General features: G+C 43.7%; 25 protein-coding genes and 2 pseudogenes. 22 read left to right on the top strand and 5 right to left on the bottom strand.

Going from position 1 to position 23,571, the window contains the following annotated elements:
* From B9Z54_RS14595 to B9Z54_RS14565, 7 genes and pseudogenes are all read left to right on the top strand, one after another.
* Nucleotides 1-274, top strand: a pseudogene (locus B9Z54_RS14595) (IS4 family transposase); the annotation flags it as partial.
* A 247-nt stretch (nt 275-521) separates the two neighbouring features.
* Nucleotides 522-890, top strand: a complete 369-nt coding sequence (locus tag B9Z54_RS14590) for a helix-turn-helix domain-containing protein (protein WP_113929086.1) — start codon at nt 522-524, stop codon at nt 888-890.
* Nucleotides 891-1,176: 286 nt separating this feature from the next.
* A complete protein-coding gene (locus B9Z54_RS14585) occupies nt 1,177-1,977 on the top strand; it encodes an arylamine N-acetyltransferase (protein ID WP_113929085.1) in 801 nt (266 codons plus the stop codon).
* A 147-nt stretch (nt 1,978-2,124) separates the two neighbouring features.
* A complete protein-coding gene (locus tag B9Z54_RS14580; protein ID WP_481747798.1) occupies nt 2,125-2,700 on the top strand; it encodes an RNA polymerase sigma factor in 576 nt (191 codons plus the stop codon).
* The gene (locus B9Z54_RS14575) at nt 2,697-3,152 is read left to right on the top strand and encodes an anti-sigma factor family protein (RefSeq protein WP_113929084.1); all 456 of its coding nucleotides are present in this window, start codon (nt 2,697-2,699) and stop codon (nt 3,150-3,152) included. The genes B9Z54_RS14580 and B9Z54_RS14575 overlap by 4 nt, the downstream gene beginning before the upstream one ends.
* Nucleotides 3,149-4,228, top strand: coding sequence for a hypothetical protein (locus B9Z54_RS14570; RefSeq protein WP_113929083.1), 1,080 nt, complete (start codon nt 3,149-3,151; stop codon nt 4,226-4,228). Before B9Z54_RS14575 ends, B9Z54_RS14570 begins: the two co-directional genes overlap by 4 nt.
* The gene (locus tag B9Z54_RS14565; protein WP_113929082.1) at nt 4,225-5,163 is read left to right on the top strand and encodes a LiaF transmembrane domain-containing protein; all 939 of its coding nucleotides are present in this window, start codon (nt 4,225-4,227) and stop codon (nt 5,161-5,163) included. The genes B9Z54_RS14570 and B9Z54_RS14565 overlap by 4 nt, the downstream gene beginning before the upstream one ends.
* 250 nt (nt 5,164-5,413) lie before the next feature.
* On the opposite strand, the gene B9Z54_RS14560 is transcribed toward B9Z54_RS14565, so the two are convergent.
* On the bottom strand, nt 5,414-5,869 hold the full coding sequence (locus B9Z54_RS14560) for a DUF2269 family protein (protein ID WP_113929081.1): 456 nt from the start codon (nt 5,867-5,869) through the stop codon (nt 5,414-5,416).
* Nucleotides 5,870-6,257: 388 nt separating this feature from the next.
* Between B9Z54_RS14560 and B9Z54_RS14555 the strand changes: the two are divergent.
* From B9Z54_RS14555 to B9Z54_RS14530, 6 genes and pseudogenes are all read left to right on the top strand, one after another.
* Nucleotides 6,258-7,180, top strand: a pseudogene (locus tag B9Z54_RS14555) (diacylglycerol kinase).
* 595 nt (nt 7,181-7,775) lie between these two features.
* Nucleotides 7,776-9,404, top strand: coding sequence for a mechanosensitive ion channel (locus B9Z54_RS14550; protein WP_113929080.1), 1,629 nt, complete (start codon nt 7,776-7,778; stop codon nt 9,402-9,404).
* A gap of 484 nt (nt 9,405-9,888) precedes the next feature.
* Entirely contained in the window at nt 9,889-10,872 is a 984-nt protein-coding gene (locus B9Z54_RS14545; protein ID WP_113929079.1) for a TAXI family TRAP transporter solute-binding subunit, read from the top strand.
* A 107-nt stretch (nt 10,873-10,979) separates the two neighbouring features.
* Nucleotides 10,980-11,498 carry a DUF1850 domain-containing protein gene (locus B9Z54_RS14540; protein WP_113929078.1) on the top strand — a complete coding sequence of 173 codons (519 nt, stop codon included), beginning with the start codon at nt 10,980-10,982 and terminating at the stop codon, nt 11,496-11,498.
* A complete protein-coding gene (locus B9Z54_RS14535) occupies nt 11,491-13,482 on the top strand; it encodes a TRAP transporter permease (RefSeq protein WP_113929077.1) in 1,992 nt (663 codons plus the stop codon). The genes B9Z54_RS14540 and B9Z54_RS14535 overlap by 8 nt, the downstream gene beginning before the upstream one ends.
* A 359-nt stretch (nt 13,483-13,841) precedes the next feature.
* Nucleotides 13,842-14,381, top strand: coding sequence for a DUF3267 domain-containing protein (locus tag B9Z54_RS14530; protein ID WP_113929076.1), 540 nt, complete (start codon nt 13,842-13,844; stop codon nt 14,379-14,381).
* 124 nt (nt 14,382-14,505) lie between these two features.
* On the opposite strand, the gene B9Z54_RS26520 is transcribed toward B9Z54_RS14530, so the two are convergent.
* From B9Z54_RS26520 to B9Z54_RS14515, 4 genes are all read right to left on the bottom strand, one after another.
* Complete coding sequence (locus B9Z54_RS26520; RefSeq protein WP_345840736.1) at nt 14,506-14,643, bottom strand: hypothetical protein; 138 nt, start codon at nt 14,641-14,643, stop codon at nt 14,506-14,508.
* Nucleotides 14,640-14,801, bottom strand: a complete 162-nt coding sequence (locus B9Z54_RS26515) for a hypothetical protein (RefSeq protein WP_345840735.1) — start codon at nt 14,799-14,801, stop codon at nt 14,640-14,642. The genes B9Z54_RS26520 and B9Z54_RS26515 overlap by 4 nt, the downstream gene beginning before the upstream one ends.
* Before the next feature lie 188 nt (nt 14,802-14,989).
* Entirely contained in the window at nt 14,990-15,334 is a 345-nt protein-coding gene (locus tag B9Z54_RS14520; RefSeq protein ID WP_113929075.1) for a hypothetical protein, read from the bottom strand.
* Nucleotides 15,335-15,607: 273 nt separating this feature from the next.
* Complete coding sequence (locus tag B9Z54_RS14515) at nt 15,608-15,979, bottom strand: cyclic-phosphate processing receiver domain-containing protein (RefSeq protein ID WP_113929074.1); 372 nt, start codon at nt 15,977-15,979, stop codon at nt 15,608-15,610.
* A gap of 404 nt (nt 15,980-16,383) precedes the next feature.
* Between B9Z54_RS14515 and B9Z54_RS14510 the strand changes: the two genes are divergently transcribed.
* From B9Z54_RS14510 to B9Z54_RS14470, 9 genes are all read left to right on the top strand, one after another.
* Entirely contained in the window at nt 16,384-16,701 is a 318-nt protein-coding gene (locus tag B9Z54_RS14510) for a YciI family protein (protein ID WP_113929073.1), read from the top strand.
* Between the two features lie 13 nt (nt 16,702-16,714).
* Nucleotides 16,715-17,698 (top strand): S66 family peptidase, encoded by a 984-nt coding sequence (locus tag B9Z54_RS14505; protein WP_113929072.1) that lies wholly within the window; start codon nt 16,715-16,717, stop codon nt 17,696-17,698.
* Between the two features lie 85 nt (nt 17,699-17,783).
* Nucleotides 17,784-18,797 (top strand): S66 family peptidase, encoded by a 1,014-nt coding sequence (locus tag B9Z54_RS14500; RefSeq protein ID WP_113929071.1) that lies wholly within the window; start codon nt 17,784-17,786, stop codon nt 18,795-18,797.
* Nucleotides 18,798-19,302: 505 nt separating this feature from the next.
* Nucleotides 19,303-20,208, top strand: coding sequence for an alpha/beta hydrolase (locus B9Z54_RS14495; RefSeq protein ID WP_345840738.1), 906 nt, complete (start codon nt 19,303-19,305; stop codon nt 20,206-20,208).
* Between the two features lie 170 nt (nt 20,209-20,378).
* Nucleotides 20,379-20,540, top strand: a complete 162-nt coding sequence (locus B9Z54_RS25770; RefSeq protein ID WP_240189932.1) for a hypothetical protein — start codon at nt 20,379-20,381, stop codon at nt 20,538-20,540.
* A 6-nt stretch (nt 20,541-20,546) separates the two neighbouring features.
* Nucleotides 20,547-20,900, top strand: coding sequence for a hypothetical protein (locus B9Z54_RS14485; protein WP_162785230.1), 354 nt, complete (start codon nt 20,547-20,549; stop codon nt 20,898-20,900).
* Nucleotides 20,901-21,071: 171 nt separating this feature from the next.
* Nucleotides 21,072-21,689: an NUDIX hydrolase gene (locus B9Z54_RS14480; protein ID WP_113929068.1), complete on the top strand. Its 618-nt coding sequence runs from the start codon at nt 21,072-21,074 to the stop codon at nt 21,687-21,689.
* Between the two features lie 65 nt (nt 21,690-21,754).
* Nucleotides 21,755-22,216, top strand: coding sequence for a DinB family protein (locus tag B9Z54_RS14475; protein ID WP_113929067.1), 462 nt, complete (start codon nt 21,755-21,757; stop codon nt 22,214-22,216).
* Nucleotides 22,217-22,600: 384 nt separating this feature from the next.
* A complete protein-coding gene (locus B9Z54_RS14470) occupies nt 22,601-23,440 on the top strand; it encodes an alpha/beta fold hydrolase (RefSeq protein WP_113929066.1) in 840 nt (279 codons plus the stop codon).
* The last annotated feature ends 131 nt before the right edge of the window (nt 23,441-23,571 follow it).

The raw sequence follows: 23,571 nt of genomic DNA, 5'->3' as shown, positions 1-23,571 counted from the left end.
CACAAAGCCCCAAGGAATCTGGAATCAAATGTTCTTAGCTGTCATTGCCTTTGGTTTATCTGTGATCGTTAAGCTTATGACACGATCCACCAAGACTACATGGGGATTCTTTCAATCACTTCAAACCTATCTCTATAAAACGTATAGCGATCTATTATTAGAATTAGGTAGAAAGAAGAAAGAATCAAAAGGCAGACAAAAAGTTCCGATCCCTTCGAAACCTAAACCTGATTTTGGAACTGTAGCCATGGTAAAAGGAAAACGACGAATTTAACTATAAGTATGTAAAAAAATGGGAACAAGGTCTTTTACAACCATGTTGCCCTTTTTTAATTCTCGAGCTAGAAATAACTGTAAAATTTTTGAATAAATTTAAGAAATTTACATAGATGCATTGCTAGTGACTGTCCCTGGTCATGCTTTAAAGCGGTAAAGCAGGTGAGTAAATGGAACTCTTTCCCTCTTCACGAATTACGGAATTCACGGTATTCTTATAGAGAATACTGTTAGGGGGTAACAGCATGATTCATCAAAAGACAAACACCATTGTTATTGAGACCCTCGATAAGTTTCCTCATAAAGTCAATATCAAGCTGGGAAAAATCCTTAAAGAACGCGGAATGACGCAAGGCGATCTGCACCGCCTTACCGGTCTTCGTGTTGCGACAATCAATGAACTGGTCAACTTTAAAAAGAAATCATTGACCGTCGCTCACTTGATTTCCATCATGGCCGCGCTTAGAATATGGGACCTTAGAGAATTGATAGAAATCGAGTTTGACGAAGAAGTGGTGGACTATTTCCGCGGGGAACGCCTGCTTATGAAAGACGGTTTCACAACAGATATGAAAAAGACTTTAGAGACAAACTTCGAGCGTATGAATCAATAACATCATATATTACAGCGGCCGCTATGCAGGCCGTTTTTTTCTTTTCCAGCCGAGCGTCTTTCTCCTCTTCTCCACAGAAAGAACCAATTCTCCCAAGAATAAAGGAATTCACCACAAACATCCAGAATCCTAAAGCATAGACAATGAATCTTTGAAAAATAAGTGGTAAAATAGCAGGAAAAACACCAAGGACAGGGAAGCGAAGGATTGAACTCCAATTAATGAGGGAAACAAGAGCTTGAAACCCCCTTATGGCAATCCATGAGGAAAATGAGAGAGTGATAATGTGGAAGAATTCAAAGAACAGTATCTTTCGTATTTAAATCTGACACTTGAACGGCCGAGCATCAACTACCTGCAGCGGCTCATCCAGCATCACCTGATCCGCATTCCGTATGAGACGTTCAGCAAGTTCCATTACTTCAACCACTATGATGAATATGTCCCGACCTTGGAGCAATTTGTACAAAACCTGATACACCGCGGCTGGGGAGGCACTTGCTATACACTGAATATCAACTTTGGCCGTCTGCTCAAAGAAATCGGCTTTGATATAAGCTTTGTCAGGGTGAAACCCGGGCATTTAGGCATCATGGCAGTCATTGAAGGCAGGAAATTGTATGTTGATGTAGGCTACGGTTCACCCATCATGAAACCGGTGGAGCTGGAAGCACGCAGGAAGCATATTCTTCACGGCTTCGGCGAGGAGATTACTTTTACACAAAAAGACCAGGCGCTTTATGAAATTGACCGAAAGTCCAATGGGAAATCATTTGTGAAAAAAGAAATCATCTGGGAGCCCCTTGAAGAAAAGGATCTTGCTGCCGACATAGAAGCTTCTTACCAGGATAGTGAAGAAAATGTGGTGATGCGGAGAATTACCGCTGTCCGTTTCCACGGAAACACCTGTTACTTTCTACGGAATGGAACTTTGAAGGCCATGACCTACCGGAATATCAGGGAGTATCAAATGCGTGACATCGATAAATGGGTGAACACACTATACGACATCTACCATTTCGATAAAGAATCCATCCAGGAAAGCATTGATTTTCTTGAAAAACGAAATATAAAGATTTTCTCATAAGCTGTCTGAAGGAATTTCCCTTTGGCAGCTTTTTTTTGCGATTTATTAGCAGGCAGACGTCAGAACATCATAAAAATCACTCAAGATAATTTTTTTCAAAAAAGTGTAGGGGAAACAGGTACTTCGTTCGTCTATTATTATGGAGCCATCGAAAGGGGGGAGAGAGTATTGGAGGAAGAGCTGATTAAGAAAGTGAGGAATGGAAGCGACCAGGCATTCCGGATCCTCATTGAAAGATATAAAGACCAGGTCTTCCGAACGGTTTATGCTGTTCTCCGTAATCAAAAAGATGCGGAAGATGCTTCACAGGAAGTGTTCGTGAAAATCTATACGTCTCTCTCCCGGTATGAAAATCAAGGGTTCAAAACATGGATTACCAGGATTGCGGTGAACCATGCGATTGATTGCAAACGAAAGGCAGCTCGCCGGAATGAAGACGTAACCGGAAGCGTCATTCAACCGTCTAAGGATGATATTCTGCAGGAAAAGCTGGAGTCAGTGGAAGCCAAGTTTGAGGAAAAACAGCTCCGGCTGCTGGTCAGGCAGAGGCTTGGGGAAATGCCGGAGAATTATCGCAGAGTGATTCATGATTATTACATAGAGGAGAAGTCCTATAAAAAGATTGCCGAGGAACAGGAAGTAGAAGTGAAGACGATTGAAACCAAGCTCTACCGGGCGAGACTCTGGATGAAGACACACTGGAGGGAGGAAGATTTTCGATGAAGCATATACCTTATGAAGAATGGCTGAAATACGTTGAAGATGGACTGAATGAACCGGTCCGTGAGCAATATGAAGAGCACTTATATTCTTGTGACCATTGCATGGAAATCTATCTTGAGGCACTTGAGGCCGCTGAAACCTCCTTGCCTGCCCTTTCAAGTGAATCTCGTTTTACGGATAACGTCATGGCGGATATTTTGGGCGGAAAACAGATGGAAGCTCCTGGAACGGGAAAAGAACAGAAATTTTACCAGAGGGCGGCCTTCCATTATATTGTCGCAGCGGCGATGACGATTGTATTGATGTCTACAGGCGTTTTTCAACAGCTGATTGGATTTGCCGAGGAGTTTGAACACGACTCCGGCCCGTCTGTTACCAATGAATTGATGAACAAAACGACCAATTTTATAAATGAGGTTGAAAACGAAACCAGGAAGGAGAGAAAAGAATGAAAAAAAATCCGCTCATTGCGTTTTTATTAGCGTTTTTCCCTGGAGGGGGCTTAATATATCTTGGAAAGCTGCTGAGAGGATTGTTTTATACTGCAAGTGTGTTTGGTGCCGCGGTGGTGACCATCTATCTGGCCTTCTCTTATTGGTCTGTATCCGGAATAGAATTTGTGTTTTTAATAGGAGGATTTCTTCTCTATATTGTGAACTTGATTGATACAGCGATAACGGCCTCCAAGCTTTATAAACGGACCACGGCAGCAGGAGATGGTGAAAAAGAGGAAAGCACACCTGAATCAGAACGCTTTTTCACGATTATTTTATCGCTCGTGCCTGGGCTCGGCCACTTTCAACTTGGCCTGATGAACAGAGGTGTGACGCTGCTGGCGGCATTTCTTGGTTTGGCTGTGATGGTCATTTTCGTCACTGTCCTGTCATCGCGGGGGGAATTCCTCGTGTTTCTGGCTTTCCTCCCTGTCCTATGGGTTTACAGCTTTTTTGACAGCATGCAGCAGCTCGCAAAGAAGCAGCGGGGTGAAACACTTGTTGACCAGTCAATCCTGGAAGAATTCGAGAATCGAAGGGAAGATGGGAAAAAGTCAAAATCCCTGGCAACCATGCTTTCGATTTTTCCTGGAGCAGGGCACCTGTACCTGGGCTATCAACGCAGGGGTATCCAGTTAATGGCCGCTTTCCTTTTTTCTATCTATATTATGGATGTCATGCGACTGGGCATTTTTCTTTTCCTTGTGCCGATCATCTGGTTTTACAGCTTTTTCGATGGACTGCAAAAGGCGTCACGATATGGCAAGGAACCTATTGAAGATATTCCGGTCATTTCTTATCTGGTGAATCATCAGAAGTGGGTCGGCATCGGCCTGGTCACACTCGGTGTTTACTATTTGCTTACGAATATTGCTCTGCCTGTCCTTCAACCTGTCCTATATGAATATATGAGAGTAGATGCGTACTTCTGGTTTGAGCGTTATATTCAGACGGCCATTGTCTGCCTAGTCTTAATAGGCGGAGGCATCAAACTGCTGGCAGGAAGCAAGAAGAAGGGGGAAACAATACAATGAGGGTGTGGCGTGTAGGATCGATTTCAATGGGAGCGGCATTGGTTTTCTTAGGCATTATGCTGCTTCTCACACAGATCTTGGATTGGAATAAGGCTTACGTAATGACAGGGTGGTGGCCTTTTATCTTGATCATCCTAGGCGGGGAAATCTTGTTCTATTTATTTTTTGCCAGTCAGGAGAACCCTAAAGTGAAATATGATGTAGTCAGCATTTTGTTTGCTGTGATAATTGGGGCTGCCGGAATCAGTTTCAGCCTTCTTCACGCATCCGGTGTGATGGGCGCTGTGCAGAACTGGGTGTCAGCTGAAGAGAAGACAATGGAAATTCCGGTTTTCAACCAAACCCTCCCCGGTGAAATCAAACGAGTGGTGGTGGATACCGGTCCTCACGATTTGACGATAGAAGGAGGGACCGGAGACGAAGTCAGCGTGTTTGGAACCTACCGTTCCACTACTTATGATGGTAAAGGCAAACTGAACTCTCCGGAGGATTACCTTCAGTATGAAATGAAAGGTGACAGTCTGTATATATCGCTAATGGGCCTTCCATCAGAATCCGGTCCATTTGAGAGGTACAGCCAGTTGGATGCGACCCTGGTGGTGCCGACTAAGGCAGGGCTTGAGGTATCAGGCCAGGACTCATCCATTACTATGAAGCCGCGCCGTTTGCTCAGCAACTGGTCGGTGACGGAGAGTTCCCAGGTGAATGTTTTAATATCTGAAGGCAGTGATATTAACCTGTTGGCGGAAAACGTCACGGACATAAGAGATGATGAGAAGTGGAAGTTGGAAGAGAAGAAAAATGTAGAGAAAGAGTTTCAAGATGAGGTCATTTACCAAGAAGACTCAGAGAGCGGCACGTATACCACAGGGAAAGGGAATTATGAGCTGCTCATAAGTGACAGTTTCAGCCTGGCAGTCCGTCTGGGGAAATAAAAGGATGAAAACACCGGGGAAGGTTCCCCGGTGTTTTTATGAGTGTTAACTGCCTAATCATTATACGTTTGGTATGAACCACCAACAGACAAATTTCCCCGGAAATAAGCATAATAACTAAGGAAATTCTTTAATTCGACAGGTAATCTAACACGTTAATTCCCTAAGAGGGACAGTCCCTTGACTTGCATTAACGCGTTGAAGCGTGAAAAGGAACTTTCCCAGGCAGTGCTTTAAAGCCTTGAAGCTCTTACGGTTTCAGGATCATAAAGATAAACAGGAGGATTCCAAGGGTAGAGGCAAGATAGAAGTAACCATTCATTTTGTTCAGGTAATTCTGGGCTTCCTCTGGCAGTTCCCCGTTCACCTCCGCATTTTCGGGAGCATCGAGCCACTTTTTCAACAAGCTGCTGTTAGGAGAGACGTATCCGATGACAATAATTTGAATAAGGACATAAAGAATCAATGAACCGAGAATCCAAACTTGCGTGAAAGCACCGTATTCTCCTGCGAAGAAGAGGATGAGGCCGGTAATGACGGCAATTGTACCGCCGATTTTCGGGAATTTTTCCAGGTGAGCGCCAAGCACGAGTGTATGTCTCAACTGGGCAGCAGTCTGCTTTTTTCTCGCTAAAACGTGGGCAAAGAAAGTCGGTCCCACTCCCATAATGGCGGAAAGGACATGCAGCAAAATTAGAAACTTCATCTAAAAACCTCCTCGGGTACTAATGACATATGACATTTTATTCATACAGAAGAGCGGGTATGTTATTAAAAAGGATTATCGTTCGCCATTCGCTTTTTTTGTAAAAAAGAGGTATGATATTTTCGGTAGGTGCGTTAATATATTGATGCGTTTATTTTTTATAGAAGTCTGTTTTTCGCATCTATTGCTGCTTTTGGAAAAAGCCCGATAACCGGAGATTTCCGGTAGATTATAGCGATATCTTAAAAATAGCTGCAAAGTTTAAGAAAAGAGCTTTATAGCAAGAGGACGGGTTTGCAGCAGGTCCTCAGGGGTAGTAATAAAGGTACCGAATAGGTCTATTTAAGCTGTCAAAGGCTTTTGAAATATCAAGATAGGATGATGGGGAATGAAAAGAGCAAGAATCATATATAACCCGACTTCAGGACGCGAGCTTTTTAAAAAGCATCTGCCTGAAGTATTAATTAAATTAGAACAGGCGGGCTATGAAGCGTCCTGCCATGCAACAATCTGTGAAGGGGATGCAACCGAAGCTGCCCGTACAGCTGTAGAACGCAAATATGACCTGGTGGTGGCAGCCGGCGGCGATGGAACATTGAATGAAGTGGTCAATGGTCTGGCTGAACAGGATTATCGTCCGCGATTAGGGATCGTTCCAATGGGGACAACCAATGACTTTGCGCGTGCCTTGAATATCCCCAGGGATATCGGGGCGGCGGTGGATGTCATCATCAAAGGCGACACCATTCCAGTGGATATCGGCAGAATGAACAGCAATCGTTATTTCATCAACATTGCCGGCGGAGGACGCCTGACCGAGCTGACATACGAAGTGCCAAGCAAGCTGAAGACCGTCTTGGGCCAGCTGGCATACTATCTTAAAGGAGTCGAGATGCTTCCTTCCATTAAAGCAACCGACTTGACGATTGAATATGATGGAAAGCTGTTTGAAGGCGAAGCGATGTTATTCTTGATCGGACTCACAAATTCAGTGGGCGGATTTGAAAAACTTGCTCCGGATGCGTCCATCAACGACGGAATGTTTTCCCTGCTGATTTTGAAAAAACAAACTTGGCAGAATTCATCCGGATTGCGAGTCTGGCTGTTAGAGGAGATCATGTCAAAGATCCAAATGTCATCTATACAAAAGCAAACAGAATCAAGGTGCACTCCAAAGATAAAGTCCAGTTGAATATAGATGGAGAATTCGGCGGGCTGCTTCCAGTTGAGTTTGAAAATCTCTACCGTCACCTGGAGGTATTTGTTCCTATCGATAAAATCCGTAAAGAGGATCGAGCGGACGCAAACTGAATATGAAATGAAAGTCCCTTTTGTGATAAAGAGGGGCTTTTTGTGTTGGAAATCCAACTCTGCCTCTGTGAATAACTTTTGAGGGAAAAGCACCTCTAAATCATATAGTTTGATGGAAAAATGCGGCTCTTTCGGATTAATTAACCCATGTCTTGATGAAAAGGCCGCTCTCACGAACGAAGCAATCACACCATCATACATATCTCAACGGCAAAGCATCCCTCGCGACCGAAGCAGTCCTAACATCATACATATCTCAACGAAAAAACAGTCATCCCGACCGAAAAAGTCTCACCATCGTAGATATTCCAACAAAAAAATCTCCCTCCCGACCAAAACAGCCCCATCAGATAAAGGAGCACACTTTAAAGCGAAGAAGTATTCGTTTTACTGCAGCAAAATAAAAATTTCTACAAAATAGCAGATACTTGAAAACTTTTGGAAAAACCCAGTAAATCCCTATCTCTCTGCAAAAAACCCCAATGTCCACCTTCAAGGACCTGTACACTTATTTTAAAAAACCGATACACACCGTAGTTTACTCTATAAAACTAATGGGAATAGGAGGGTTAGAAAAAGCAAAGGAGTTGAAGTGATGAATAATATGAATATGTATAACTTTGAGGGATTTTTAGGGAAGATACCCGACTTTCTTCTTGCATTAGTTGTTCTTCTTATCGGGTGGCTTGTTGCCAAAGGAGTTGAGAAGGCAGTTTATAAACTGCTGAACCGAACCGGCATGGATGACAAGCTGTTCTCTCACATCCCTAACAAAAAATACTCTTCTGAAAAAATCATCAGTAAAATAGTCTATTGGATTTTGCTTTTGATCGTATTTATCATCGTATTAAACATTCTTAATCTGAATCTGATCGCTGAACCGTTAGTGAATTTGATGAATTCCATTTTCGGTGCGGTTGATAACATCCTGAAAGCGGCACTGATCCTGCTGGTGGCATATGCATTGGCAATGCTGGTCAGCATGGGGGTACGCAAGCTTGCCCACGCAACCCACTTTGATCATCTGCTTGTGAAGTGGAATATGGCAGACACGGCGAAGGATGCTCATGCAGGAATCAATAAAGCGGCCAAGGTATTGTTCTACCTCGTTCTTTTATTATTCTTGCCTGCAGTCCTTTCAGCACTGGATATCACGGGAGTTTCTGAACCGTTCACAGATATGCTGAACAGCATGCTGGCATTCATCCCGAAATTGCTTGCAGCCGCATTGATTATCTTTGTTGGATACTTCGTGGCCAAGCTGGTTCGCACAATCGTGACGAACTTCCTTCACACAATCGGCCTTGAAAAGTTGGGTGAGCGCCTTGGATTATCCAGGACACTTAGCGGAACATCCCTTTCTTCCATTGCCGGCAACATTGTGTTCATTCTGATTTTGATTCCGACTGTTATCGCAGCACTTGAAAAGCTTGATATCGAAGGGGTATCCGGCCCGGCAATCGAAATGCTCAATGATGTCCTGACGATGCTGCCGAATATTGCTGTAGCAATTGTTTTAATCCTTGTTGGTCTGTGGGCTGGTCGTATCGCTGGCAGATGGACAACAAACTTCCTTAACACATTGAGCATCAATTCCCTGATGAGCAATATGAAATTAGGAAGCTGGAAGCCTGGAGAATCAACGGATTCCCTTACTATCACAAGGATTCTTGGATATGTCGTGCATTTCGTCATTGCCCTGCTGTTCATTGTCGAAGCACTTCAAATAGTAGAGCTTGAATTCCTTGTAACACTTGCAACGGGTGTATTCGCCTATATTCCAAGTGTTATTGCGGCAATTGTCATCTTAGCTGTAGGCCTTTATCTTGGTAATATCACCAAGAAAGTATTGGTCAGCATCCTGAATGGCAGCAGTAAGAATGTACTTGCCACAATCGCCAAGTATGCAATTATCATCATGGCGTTCTTCATGGCGCTTGATCAGCTTGGCATTGCTCAATCCATTGTCAACTCGGCCTTTATCCTTGTGCTTGGCGGACTTTCTTTAGCATTCGGTCTATCTTTCGGGCTTGGCGGCAGAGAGTTTGCATCGAACTATCTCAGTAAGATGGAAAACAACCTCTCCGATATCTCGGTAGATAAAGAAAAAGCTAAGCGAAAAGCACAGGAAAGTTCAAGGGATGACTGGACTTCTTCCATGAATGAAGACGGCACCATTGATAATCAGCCGAACCGTCCGGATGATGGGTTCCCGAGAGAGTAATAGAAATCAAGGCCGGGGTTCTTTCTGGGCCTGAAAGTCTATATTCGTACAGATTGTTGATTTTGGAACTCCCCAGCTGCTAGCGGGGAGTTCTTTTTGCATAGAAAGAGCAGTTTTTTCTTTCTTGCCTGAGTTTATCCGGTGAATTAGGAGCTATTTCAAATTAAAGTGAGAGTTTGATGAAGCGCTTATTCTTAGGTAAATATTTTTAAAATCATTAATCGTTTGTTACAATGGATATACATAGCAGGTAGTTTGCATTTGATGTAATAATATTCATGGACCTACACTATAGTACATAAGCTTAATATAGAGAATGGCTTGAAGAACGCGGGCTGGAAGTATCTGCAGCAATGGTTTTTAGAATGTAAGACTGCATAAAAACCAATACTCATTAATATCCGAAAAGTTAAATAATTAACAATATTATTACAATTTATGTTAAACTATCTTTGTTATTAAAAATTTTATAGGGGTGAATGACATGAAAAAGAGAAAATTATCACTCAGTGCTGTACTTCTCCTTGCTGCGGCAATGATTTTGGCTGCATGCGGCGGAGGAAGCGGCGGCGGTTCAGGTGAAGGCGAAGAAGTAGACTTCATAGGAATTGCAACAGGTGGTACTGGCGGTACATACTATCCACTTGGCGGTACATTCGCGGACATCATTGGGGATGAAACAGATTATGACTCTACTGCGTCAACATCTGGTGCATCTGCTGAAAATATGGCGAGCATTAAATCCGGAGATATTGAAGTAGCCTTCACGCAGACGGACATTGCTTCTTATGCAACAGAAGGAACGGAAATGTTCTCTGACAATAAAGTTGAAAACGCACAGGGCATCGGTACACTTTACCCGGAGACAATCCAAATTGTGACAACGAAGGATTCTGGCATTGAGTCTGTTGAAGATTTGGCTGGAAAAGTAGTATCAGTCGGTGAAGCGGGATCTGGTACTTTGCTGAACGCTACACAGATTCTTGAAGTTCACGGCCTTACTCTTGACGATTTAAGTGCCCGTAACCTTTCTTTCGATGATTCCACAACTGGCATCCAGGATGGAACGATCGATGCAGCGTTCATCACTTCCGGTACTCCAACCGGTGCTGTAGAAGGACTTGCTGCGACTCAGGATGTTAATATCGTACCGGTATCTGCCGATAAAGCAGATGAACTGATTGAGAAGTATCCTTACTACGCGAAAGATACAATCAGCGGCGGTACTTACAGCAAGCTTGACAGCGACATCGAGACAGTGGCTGTTCGTGCGATGCTTGTTACAAGCTCTGATATCTCAGAGGATGTTATCTACGAAGTGACAAAAGCCATTTTCGAAAACACAGACAGAATCAGCCATGCAAAAGGTGAGCTGATCAGCGCGGAAAATGCTCTTGAAGGAATGGGGATTGACCTGCATCCTGGAGCTGCAAAATATTTTGAAGAAAAAGGTATTTCTCAAGACTAAATAAACTTTCTTCAGGCAAGATGGAATAGGCCGATCATATCGGTCTATTCTTTTGTTGTAAATGAAGTTGGATGGAAATCCTTTTGGTGTGAAAAGAGTGTTGATGCATGAAATGGAAAAGAGCAGCCGCAGCCGCGGCAGTATGTACTTTGCTCCTCCTGGTACTCGTGCCTTTTAAAACTTGTATTGTCATGGAGTCCCTTAAAAAGGAAAGCAAGGAAGTCCTGGTTCCTTTTCCGGTGGATAATCAAGCTGAGTTTTCAATCCTGTATACTCATTCGATCCACCTGTCGGATGTATCGGAAACATATAAGGTGGATGAAAAGTCCAATATTGTACAGACAACCTTGGTGTATGAAGACACAGCGATTGGAATGCCAGGCGGTGCAACAGGAAAAGAGGTCTTTGAAAGAACAGAGGATGGGAAGTACAAGATCAGCAATATGAACCGGATTTTTCCCCATATTGATATCTCAATCGGACAAGTAGCGGCAAATCACAGATTCATATACAATGAGAAAGTGTACAGACTGGCTGACTACTTTGAAAAAGGAACGCTCATCCGCATGAGTGTTAAAAAGCAATCATTATTTCAACTTTGGAAAGGAGTGATCCTCAATGGATAAAGACTCAAAAAACTTCGAGTCCCTGACAGCTGAACAGCAGCAAGAACTATTAGAAAAATATGATCCGGAGTCCTCAACGAGAAAGTTTAAATCTGGAATAGTAAGATGGATCGTATTCTTTGGATTGCTGGCGTTTTCATTATTCCAGCTGGCAGCCTCAATTTTTCAATTCATTCCCAGACAACTGCTTCTATCCATTCACTTAGGATTTGCACTATCGCTAATCTTCTTATTATTCCCAGCAAGTAAAACCAGATCGCGAAAGGATAAGGTCGCCTGGTATGATATCATTCTTGCTCTGTTGTCGGTCGTAGTCGGGAGCTACTGGCCGATCATGCAGGAAGAGATCGTAAACAGGATCGGGATCATGACAAATCTCGATTTCGCGGTCGGAATCATAGCGGTGCTTCTTGTGCTGGAAGCTACACGCCGTGCGGTCGGACTGCCGATTACCATCATTGCCGGCGCATTCCTGCTGTATATGTACTATGGAAGATCCATGCCGGGATTCCTTGCCCACCGCGGCTATGATATTGATGCAATTGTTAAAACAATGTTTTTTACAAGTGAAGGAATCCTGGGTACGCCACTGTATGTATCAGCGACCTTCATCTTCCTTTTCCTGTTGTTCGGTGCTTTTCTGGTCAAGACAGGGGTCGGCCAATATTTTAACGACCTGGCCGTTTCCATTGCCGGAAAAAGAACTGGAGGACCAGCTAAAGTTGCCATCTTCTCGAGTGCGTTACAGGGAACAATCAGCGGAAGTTCCGTTGCAAACGTAGTAACATCGGGTTCATTCACCATCCCGATGATGAAAAAGCTCGGTTACCGTAAGGAGTTCGCGGGAGGAGTAGAGGCAGCCGCATCAACAGGCGGACAGCTGATGCCTCCTATCATGGGAGCCGCTGCCTTCCTGATGGTTGAATTTATCGGCGGGGTTTCTTACTGGGAAATTGCGAAAGCAGCAGCAATTCCTGCCCTTTTATACTTTACGGGTATATGGATCATGACCCACTTTGAGGCAAAACGAATCGGTCTTAGGGGATTGACTGATGAGGAAATGCCGAATAGAAAAGAAGTTCTTAAGAAAATCTATCTCTTGCTGCCGATATTGGTTGTTATCGTCCTGTTGTTCTCCGGGATGAGCGTCATGCGTGCAGCCCTATGGTCCATTGTGGCTACAATCGCCATCAGTGCCATCAGGAAAGAAACGCGCATTAATTTCAAGGATGCGGTGGATGCCTTGGTTGACGGTGCCAGAACGGCTCTGTCTGTAGCTGCTGCAACGGCTGCGGCCGGTATCATTGTAGGAGTAGTGACGAAAACGGGCCTTGGACTGACAATGGCAAATGGTCTTGTTGACCTTGCCGGAGACTTAACGAATTCTGCTCAAGGAAAGCTGTTATTGACATTGTTCTTCACGATGGTGGCTTCCATCATCCTGGGAATGGGTTCGCCTACAACAGCCAACTATGTCATTACGTCCACCATTGCCGCCCCTGCCATCATTTTGCTGGGTGCACCAGAGCTTGCGGCTCACCTTTTCGTGTTCTATTTCGGAATCATCGCGGATATTACGCCGCCGGTTGCTCTTGCGGCCTTTGCCGCCGCGGGGGTATCGGGAGGAGAACCCATACGGACCGGATTCAATTCGGCCAAACTGGCGATTGCCGCCTTTATCATTCCGTATATGTTCGTCCTGTCACCCGAGCTGCTCATGATTGATACGACGATTCCATATCTCATCTGGGTCGTTTTCACAGCCATCACAGGGATGATGGCCATCGGAGCGGCAATGATCGGCTTCTGGTACCGCAAAGTGACAGCTATCGAGCGCGTGCTCTGTTTGGCAGCCGGACTTATGCTGATTTATCCGGAGGGTCTGACTGATATCTTCGGTTTAATCCTGTTTGTCATCATGCTTGGCCTGCAGTTCTTCATTAAAGGCAAAGGTGGAGAAGACAAGAAGCCGGCGACCGCTTGATCAGTTTAAAATGTCATCCCTGGCAATAAAGGTTTCTATTCTTAGACACCTATTATAAAATCACAAAACGTCCTGTGTATTTGCACAGGGCGTTTTGTTGTTATAAATATTAATACCTTTTTTGGGGAAATTCTGCAGCATTTTAAAAAGGGTAAAGTCAGCCTCCGACGTTTCTTGTTCAAACTACAAAAAGATTAAAAATCCTTAGTTATTATAATCTCATTTTAAAAGAAGAAAATTAAAAAATATTAATTCAGCTTGAAAATTGTGGTAATGTGAATTTAACAGGGGAAATTTGTTTAAAGAAGGGCCGGTGAAGTGGCGTCTAATAATGTGAGTAGTTTGAACGAGGAGGGTGAATGTCTGTGATAGTGTGGTTTCGGCACTTGCCGCAGAAAAGGATGGATTTGTTGGAATGGATCCCTTTCATACATAATAACTGGTTTCGTAAAAATTATATGAAGTTTGTTTACTTGCTTCAGATAGTGATTCTTCTGTTACCGCAAATCATTACTGCAGAGTTTACTGATTTTAATATATTTTTACTAATCTCAATAGGTATCCTCGTCTTTATCATTCATGAATGTCTGCATATCTTGGTTATATACAAAAAGGGTGATATCAGCCTGACGTTCAGCGGTATATTTTTTTGGCTGAATACAGATGCCATCCTCTCTAAGAGTAGATTCTGGCTTTTTATGAGCTTGCCCTTTATTGCATTATCAGGTGTACCCTTCATTTTATCAATCTGGGTTTCAGGAGATATCCAATTAATCCTCCTATTTGTCAGCTGGGTCAACACTTTGATTTCTGCCTCAGATATCATTAATTCATTTTTAATTACCATCAAACCCAAGAACGCTGTTTTTTGCAGAGGGTATTACCGGGTAGAACAGTAATCTAAGGGAGCTGCATGTTAGTCATACTGGATCGGGAAGTAAGTTCTTGTTTATTTTGCAAGAAAAGAGACTCGTCGCTTGACGAGCCTTTTCTTTTGATCGCAGCCTGTTGATATTCCTCTTATTATTCCTGCTTTAAAATCGTCCTCTGCAACGGAACGCCGCCCATACTGACGTTTCTTTCTAAGAAGATGTATTTCTTCCCGTCGATTGTAAATCGTCCATCTCCCTCATACTTAACATCCCGTCCCTTGCTCTTCAAATCCTGCTGTATGGCTTGAATATATTCATTGAAGTCAGTATAGCGTTCATCCAGATCAATCGTAATATTTCCTTTTTATATCCCATCAGCGTGTTGAAGAGTAAGAGGCCTCCGACTGCCACCCCGATGAAAACTGCTATGGTGATTATCGCTTCCATTGGACTCCGCCTCCTTTATATACAATACGAATGACAGAGTAAGAGGTTTCAAAGTATTGGCAGTAAAGTCCTGAAATTAAAATTCACCACTTAAAAGCGCTAAAAGGGACAGTCCCTTTCAGTGCTTTAAAGCGGTGAATAACAAAAAGCTATCAACCATTGATAGGTTGATAGCTTAAAGAAAAAATTTATAGGATCGTTACTGAGAAGGCGATAGGAAAGCCAAGCAGAAACATCCAGCCAATCTCCTGTTTATGCCGGAGCGGCAGTGAACGGACCATCCAGGATAGGACTTGGGCAATGAACACAAAAAGGAAGGTCCAAAAGATCTGCCCTATGACAAAGACAAACAAGTAACCGATCATTGATTCGTTATTGAAAAGGATAGAGTAGCCGAACCCGCCGGCCAATACCCAGATTGTCACGACAATATGTATATAGGGGAGCCAAAAACGACGAGATTTCAAAGTCATCAGAACACCAAGAACAACGCAGCTGATCAAAATGAAGTCAACTAGAGAACTATCTTCCAACACTTACCCCTCCCATTTGTTATCTAAGTGCTATATAACACTAAACAATCCTCTCTAAACGTGGGGAAATCTTCCATGCTTCAGTGCTCCACCGTACAAAGAGAGACTGTTCCTGGCAGCGCTTTAAAGCGTTAAAGCATAAGCACGTGCAAAAGGGCAGCCAAATGAAGGCTGCCCACTAGTGTGCAATTTATCTATTTCCTAAATTACAAGGATTGTAATCTATATTCAATAATGTATGAGATTCAGGGATTGGTTGATAGAGAGATGAGTTTAGCTTGTTTGCTGATAGTGCTCCAAAAATCCTGGGGGATAGAAGTATAGTGGCAGAGGGCGTAAAGAGATAATTGTCGTAGAAGGCATAATTAAATCATGCTGTGCTTGTTTCAGTGACTTATACATTCCCTTTCCGCGCACTGAATTGGCGGAATGAATCGTGATGCGGTTAGCGAAAAGTTTTTCGTGAACCATCATCTCAACCAGCATGGTGCCGTTTCTTGTTTTGTTTAAAAGGTCGTGATCCAATGACAGATGTTCGATGTGATAGTTTTTCAATAGATTCAAACATTCGTCGATAGTCTCAGTCAGTACATACCCATCGGGTGCCTTGCGAATGTCATCTAGGAAAACGTTGATTTTCTCCATTTCTTCATGCTCCTTCCCATAAATAGGGATGACTCAGAGAAGTCGAAAGGACCCTAGATAAAATTTATTATATTCATCATAACATAGATTCTGGTATATGTACGGAAAAATTCAAAACTTATATAATACAATTTTGTAAAGATACTTGTCAAATGATAATGTTCATTTTACGGGACTTTTTTCACAGAAGCAGTCTCTCTATTATAGGAATATGGAATAGCATAGGATAATACAATTGTAATTTAAAAAGTCTGACAATAATTTGACAAATTATGATAACCTATAGAACAAGGGCAGTAGATTCGTCAAAAACTGCACATTTTCTATTTTCAGGATTTTTGAAAAAGATTAAGGAATAACCTTTTAAATCCATGAATTAAGACATTTAAGAAGGAGAACTCACTATGGAAAAACAACAATTTGTATATAAACTGAGGCTGGTTGATAAATGGACAGTGGATGAAAACTGGACAGATAAAGAAAATGAGACGGTCGCACGCCACTTTAGGTACCTGAGCAGGCTGCTTGATGAGAAAGCCCTGGTGATGGCAGGCAAAACAAAAGGACTTGAGCCGTCTACATTCGGAATTGTTATCTTCGAGGCTGAGACAGAAGAAGAGGCACAGTCGATCATGAATCAGGATCCTGCTGTAAAAGAGGGAATCATGACAGCGGAGTTATTCCCATTTCAAGTCGCTTTGATGCAGGATCTGAGACAATGAGGAAACCGGAACGATTAAAAAAGGAGATACAATTGGCATTATCACGCCATCTACACCAGCTCCTGTACAGTTTAATGAAAGATACCAAAGAGGTCTTACTCAACTAAGAAAAATGGGGTTCAATGTGCTTGAAGGAAAGTGCTCAAAAACATCGCAAGGCTATCGATCGGCCTCCATCAAAGAGAGGGCGGAAGAAGTAAATGAGTTCATCCGGGATGATAGAGTGAAAGCCATCATAAGTACAATCGGCGGGACGAATTCCAACTCGCTGCTTCCATGTATAGATTATCAGGCGTTTGAAATGCAGCCGAAAATCATTATGGGCTATAGTGACGTAACCGCCCTTTTATTGGGGATCTATGCTAAAACAGGGATCACAACCTTTTATGGCCCTGCGATCGTGCCTTCCTTCGGTGAATTTCCGGAGATGTTTCCGAAAGGCAGGGAATATTTTGAAAAGGCCGTGATGAACCCGGAGCCCATTCCGTATACCCTTGACATTCCAACAGAATGGACAGAGGAAATGCTGGATTGGAGGACTCAGACAAGGGAGAAAAAAATGCTTCCCAATGCCGGCTGGAAATCTTTGAGGGGAGGAAGGGCGAGCGGCAAACTGATCGGAGGGAACCTCAACACCATGCCGGGGATCATCGCATCCCACTACTTCCCTCCGTTAAAGGGTGCCATTCTTTTTATAGAAGATTCATTTAAGGACATGGCGACTCAGGAGAGATCCTTGAGCATGCTGAAGCTTGCGGGGGTTTTTGATGAAATAGAAGGCTTGATTGTAGGCAAACATGAACACTTTGATGACTGCAAAGCTCCATTCACCTTTGAAGATCTTCTTATTGAAGTCCTGGGTGACAGGGAGATCCCGATCATGACCAATGTGGATATAGGGCATACCTTTCCTTCACAGGTATTCCCGGTCGGGATCGAAGCAGAAATGGACACAGAAGCAGGCCGCATTACGTTTCTTGAAAGCGGCGTAAAATAGAATTGAAAGCACATCTTTCTTTTAAAAGGAATTTTCCGCTCAATCCCGAATTACACATCATAACAGAATGTGAGGACTGATAAATATGATAAGCTATCCAACCTTAAAGAAAGAGGCAACGATTGGCGTGACGGCCCCGTCTTCCGGAGTTCCGGCCGAGCTGCATGACATGTTCAGACTTGCCATTGACCGGATGAGTTCAAGGGACTTCCACGTAGTGACGGGTGATACGGCTTGGACACAGGATAAAGCGAAGTCGGCACCTGCGCGGAACAGGGCGGAAGAGTTCAATGAAATGATGCGGAACGACAAAATCGACATCATCATCCCGCCATGGGGAGGCGAACTGCTGATTGAAGTCTTGCAGGGTATCGATTTTTCGTCAGTGAAAAATAAATGGCTGCTGGGATATTCAGATATAAGTGCGCTGCTGCTGGCTATCACGTTGAAAACGGGAATAGCCACAGCCCATGGAACTAATTTCGTCGATCTTAGAGGCGAGTATTGGGATGATACGACAGCCAAGTGGCAGGACGTTTTATCAACAGAGCCGGGCGGGACCGTCATTCAGCATTCGTCCCCAAAATTTCAGAAGCAATGGGAACATGGAGACCCGTCTCCTTGTGTATTTCATCTGACGGAGGAAACACAATGGAAAACGGTTGGTGACGAGCCGCTGAAAGTGGAAGGGCGTCTGCTTGGAGGATGTATCGATATTTTGCGGCACCTTGTCGGAACAGAGTATGGAGATGTGGCGGCATTCAAGGAAAACCATCTGGATGGGGAGCCTGTGCTGTGGTATTTGGAAAACTGTGATATGAATGCAACTGATTTGCGCCGTTCCCTGGTTCAAATGAAGTATGCAGGATGGTTTGATAACTGCTCGGGAATTCTGTTCGGGCGCAGCCCTGCCAATGATCCTGTCGGCAATTACACTGTTGAAGATGTATATAAGGAAATGGCCGATGAACTGGGTATGCCGGTTGTTTATGACATCGACTGCGGCCACATGCCTCCGCAGGTGACATTCATCAATGGTGCCTATGCGGTGGTCGAAGCGGCAGATGGAAAAGGAACGGTTGAGCAGAGGCTGGTGTGATGGGGCAGATGCGCAATAGAAAGAAGGAAGAGATGACCTTTGGATCAGCCTCGGCACTGAAAAAGTCTAACAGGAAGTAAAAAGAGTATTGATTTCAGTTCAAGGTGTGCGACCCCACTGAGATAATGCACGATGGAGCGGGCTTTATAGCGGAAGCCGTCTGCTCCTTAATTAAGTATCCGGCGTAAAATAAGGGGAGATTTTCCCGCTAATTGCAAATTTCAGCTCATATAGGAGTAAATAGAGGGAGTTTTTCCCCTTATATGTGAAAAAACAGCTATTTTCAAATGTTTTAATGTATATAAGGGGAATTTTTCCCTCTATTTAAGCTATTTCAGTGATCTCTATAGTAAATAAGGGTAATTATTCCTTCTATTTCTTAAAATCCATTGTCCCTTGCTGATAAGTGCCTCTGATTACTATTCCTTTCCAGACTTTCAGTGCCCGTGGAACAGCCTGGGTCATTTTTTTACAAGAGTGCCAAGCGGAAAAGAGGTGACAAACGATCAGCCAGAGAATAGTCATAAACAATACTTACCTTGAAGTACGGTATGAAGGCGGCGATGGCCCCCTGGTCGTAATTCTGACAGGGATGGGCTGCTCCTTTGAAGAGTGGCACGACATTATCGAAACCCTGCTGCCGACGAACCGAATACTGACTTTTCACAGGCAGGGACTGGGCCAAAGTGATATTGGCGAAGGAGTATGCAGCACAGAATCGGCGGTTCGGGACTTAAATGAACTTCTCTCCTATTTTAAAATTGAAGAACCGTTTTATCTGGTGGGCCATTCTTATGGCGGACTGTGTGCCCAGCATTTTGCAAAGGTGTTTCCCGAGCGGTTAGCGGGAGTGATACTGGTGGACTCCACGTCCGTTGATTTGAAGGAATTGGATGCGCTGGATACACCCGTCCTGAATGAAGAGTCCGATGAAGCCTGGATTGGAAAGTGCTTGGATTATGCCCAAAAAGACAAGGAGGAATTACGGGAAATCATGAAGCCTGCCCTGTCTGAACAGCACCTTCAATTCCCGACGTATGTTCAAGAGAGGTTAATAGACTTTCAAATTACCTCGACCCTTTATAAAGCGATGGCTTCTGAAATCCAGCAATGGAAGAATGATGCCGAGGTGATAAAGGAGTTAGGGGGATTTCCAGATGTTCCGTTAATGGTCATTGGCAGGGATTCAGAGTTTACAATAAATGCTGAGTTGAATTCCGGGATACCCTTAGAGGAATTAAGAAGATTTGAGGAAAAATGGAGAGAACTTATTAGTATTCAAGGCAGCCTGTCTCCAAAGAGTGAAGTGATTTTTGCGGGTAACTCCGGACATTCTGTCTATCTTGACCGGCCGGATCTTATCGTGGAGTGTATCCATAGAATGATTTCCTGTGGAAAGCCAAGTAAATAAACCTTCAATACATGGAGGGATAAAATGTTCGTAAAAGTATATCAATATCACATCCAGAAAAACAAAGAGAAAGAATATATCAGAGTTCAAAAAAAGCCGCAGAAATTTATAAACGCTACATAAGCTTTGAAACCACCTATCTTAAAAGGTGCGACGATGGGACGAAATGGATGGAAATCACGAAATATAAAAGCGAAGAGGAGTATCAGAGAAGTATTGGTCTCATTAATGAAGAGGAAGAGATACAAGAACTTTTTGAAGAGTTGCAATCTCTTCTAGTCAGCGGGAAAGAGGAAATCACGGAAGAGAATTTTACTGAAAGATTATTTTAATAGAATTTGGCTGTACCTGGGGCTGCCAACTCTGTTGAAAGTGAAAAGGTGAGGAAGATGATGGCGGATAAGTCAAGTAAAATCATAATGACAGGTATTTTGATATGTTTAATTATAATAGCTTTTAAACCAGTTCCATCCTTTCAATCGAACATGCCGGCGTCGCTGGATGTGTCGAATGGGGAAGCTGTCGTACAACTGGGGGAAAATAGAATTGCCGTTGTGGACACCAATTTAAACTCTGGCATGCGTGGAGAGGTTTTCGCGCTTGAGTTCAATGAGGAAGAGGAAACCTTTGACCTGATAGGAAGATACAACTACGTTGACTTCTTCCATAACCCCCAAAATTATGATCAGTAGCAGATGGACATAGTAGTACAAGGCTTGGTTCTTAATGGACCGGGCCTGTTTTTTTGAAAAAACAATGTGTTTCCCGATAGGAAAGGGAGCAGGTTAGACAGGCGTGCATCTGGGTAAAATTAACTTTTCTTAATTTTATGATAATATAAGAGAGGGAAGGGGGACGTGATCTTGAATCCAAAGTGGCTGGAATGGGCTCAGAAAATTCAATCGCTGTCGCAGGCCGGCTTGGCATTTTCGAAAGATGCTTATGACCTGGAGCGGTATGAAGAATTGAGGAGCCTCAGTATAGAAATTATGTCAGAGTATACAACTGTTGAAAAAGAAAAAATCAAAGACTTGTTCTCACATGAAAAGGGCTATCAGACTCCCAAGGCAGATGTAAGGGGAGCGGTGTTCGAGGATAATAAAATCCTTCTAGTTAAAGAAAAAATCAATAATAAGTGGTCCTTGCCGGGAGGGTTTTGCGATGTAGGATTGTCTCCCGCAGAAAATGTCATCAAGGAAATCAGGGAAGAGTCGGGATACGAGGTTACATATAAGAAACTGCTTGCCCTGCTGGATTATCATAAGCACCCTCATCCGCCTCAGCCTTTCCATTATTATAAAATTTTCATTCAATGCGACATCATCGCAGGGAATCCGAAAAGTGGCCTTGAAACGAGTGATGTCAGATTCTTTGAAGAAAACCACCTGCCTGAATTATCTCAAGGGCGCAACACAGAATCCCAGATCCGCCTTCTATTTGAATTTCTGAAGAATCCCAAGAAGGAAACGGTGTGTGACTAATAAAGAGTAATCGACAAAAACCGGGGCGTGACTGTCACGCCCCGAATCCAAAGGAGAAGAAAAGCATGCTTGATATGTTTCGATACAATTGGCAGGTAAGGCAGGACTGGTTTGAGTGGTGCAGAGAACTGCCGCAAGAGGAGCTGGCGAAAGAGCGGATCGGTGGCATGGGCAGCATTCTAGCTACACTGTTTCATGTCGCAAATGGTGAACAGATTTGGATTAATTCGATGCAGGGAACACCAGTCATTATCAAAGAAGGCGTAACCTCACTTGAGGAAGCGGTAGAGTTCACGGAATTGACCAAGCCCATTACAGAGCCGTTCCTTCAATCTTGGAACGACGAACTTGCCGTGAAGACGCTGACCAAGAAGCGCAGAGATGGCAGCGAGATTACCTTCACCTATGAAAAAATCATCAAGCATCTGATTGCACACGAGATTCATCATATCGGCCAGCTTTCTATTTGGTCCCGAGAGATTGGCCTCAAACCGGTATCAAGCGACTTGATTTTCAGGGACTATTAGTTTCTTGCTTGGAAATTTGTGCAGATATATCCGGTTGGGTCAGGGGAGACACTTAGAGCTAAAAAATAGAGGGAATAATTCCCCTTATTAGATAAGTAGCAGGGGAAAACAGCATAAATAGAGGGAAAATTTCCCCTTATTTGACTAAAATCACTAGTAAAGAGGTTCTTTAATTTGAATAAGGGGAAAAACTCCCTCTATTCACTAACAAAATGAGTTGAAATCTGCAAATAAGGGGAAAAACTCCCCTTATTTTTCCCGAGAGTCACTCAATCAAGAACATGACTCTTAATTTCGCCTGTTTCTAAAGTGTGCCGCACAAAGATCAATCGACATATTTCGGGGCGTGACTGTCACCACCCGAAACGAAAGGAGTACACCACCTTGAAGCGTTACTTTATTGAAAACGGCACGATGCCAATACATATTACAGAATGGGGCAGCGAGAATGAGCCGGTCATTTTCTGCCTGCATGGACTGGGCAGCACGAGCCTGAGTTTCATTGATGCAGTGGAAGAACTGAAGGATGGATACCGGATTATTTCCGTGGATGCACCCGGTCACGGTAAGACGCCGCCTTTTGCAGATAGGGAAGATTACGAGATGCCGAGGATGGCTGAGTGGATCAATGATATTATCGATCTGCTTAATATCGAGCAATTCTATTTTCTATCCCATTCATGGGGAAGCTTCGTCCATCTTTTTTACCTGAAGAAATACGGCCATAGAGTCAAAGGATCCATCCTCATAGACGGAGGCTACCAGAGCAAGAGGCATTCGGGCAAATCAGCCCAAGAAGAAATGGACTACTATAGAGAAGATTTCGAACAGACGTGGGCCACTTGGGAGGAATTTCGGGAACTTGTTAAGAGTGAAACACTGGTATGGACACCGCCCAAGGAAAAAGCTGCCGAGGACCTCGCGTTGAAAAAGGACAACCGCTATTACTGGCATGCGCGGGGAACGACCGGAGCAAATATCATCAGAGCGATGCACAAAGATGATGTGGAAGACATTTTTGACAGCATGCCGCCGAGTATTCTCCTATTAAGGGCAACACTGCCGGAAACGATGGAAGAGGACCGCAGCCTCCAGACAGAACGATTTCAGCAGAAAACCGGGGCCGAAGTGATCTTGGTGCCCGAGGCCAGCCACCTTCTTCATTGGGATAAGCCGGAAGTTGTGATAGAAGAAGTGGAAAAACGGTGGAAGACAGAGAAATAAAGAGCCTCATGCACCAGCCGGCCGTTAAAAAATAAGCCTGTATTTTTCAGAGGGCACTGGCCTCAAATCAATGGTTTTTCTGAAACTTAAAGCCCCCCTGCCTCGTCTACACATTAAGAAACAGAGGGGGA

Origin of the sequence: Bacillus sp. P14.5 (genome assembly GCF_003316765.1) — a bacterium.
Classification (GTDB): domain Bacteria; phylum Bacillota; class Bacilli; order Bacillales; family Bacillaceae_B; genus Rossellomorea.
This window is presented reverse-complemented; position numbering and strand designations above follow the sequence as displayed.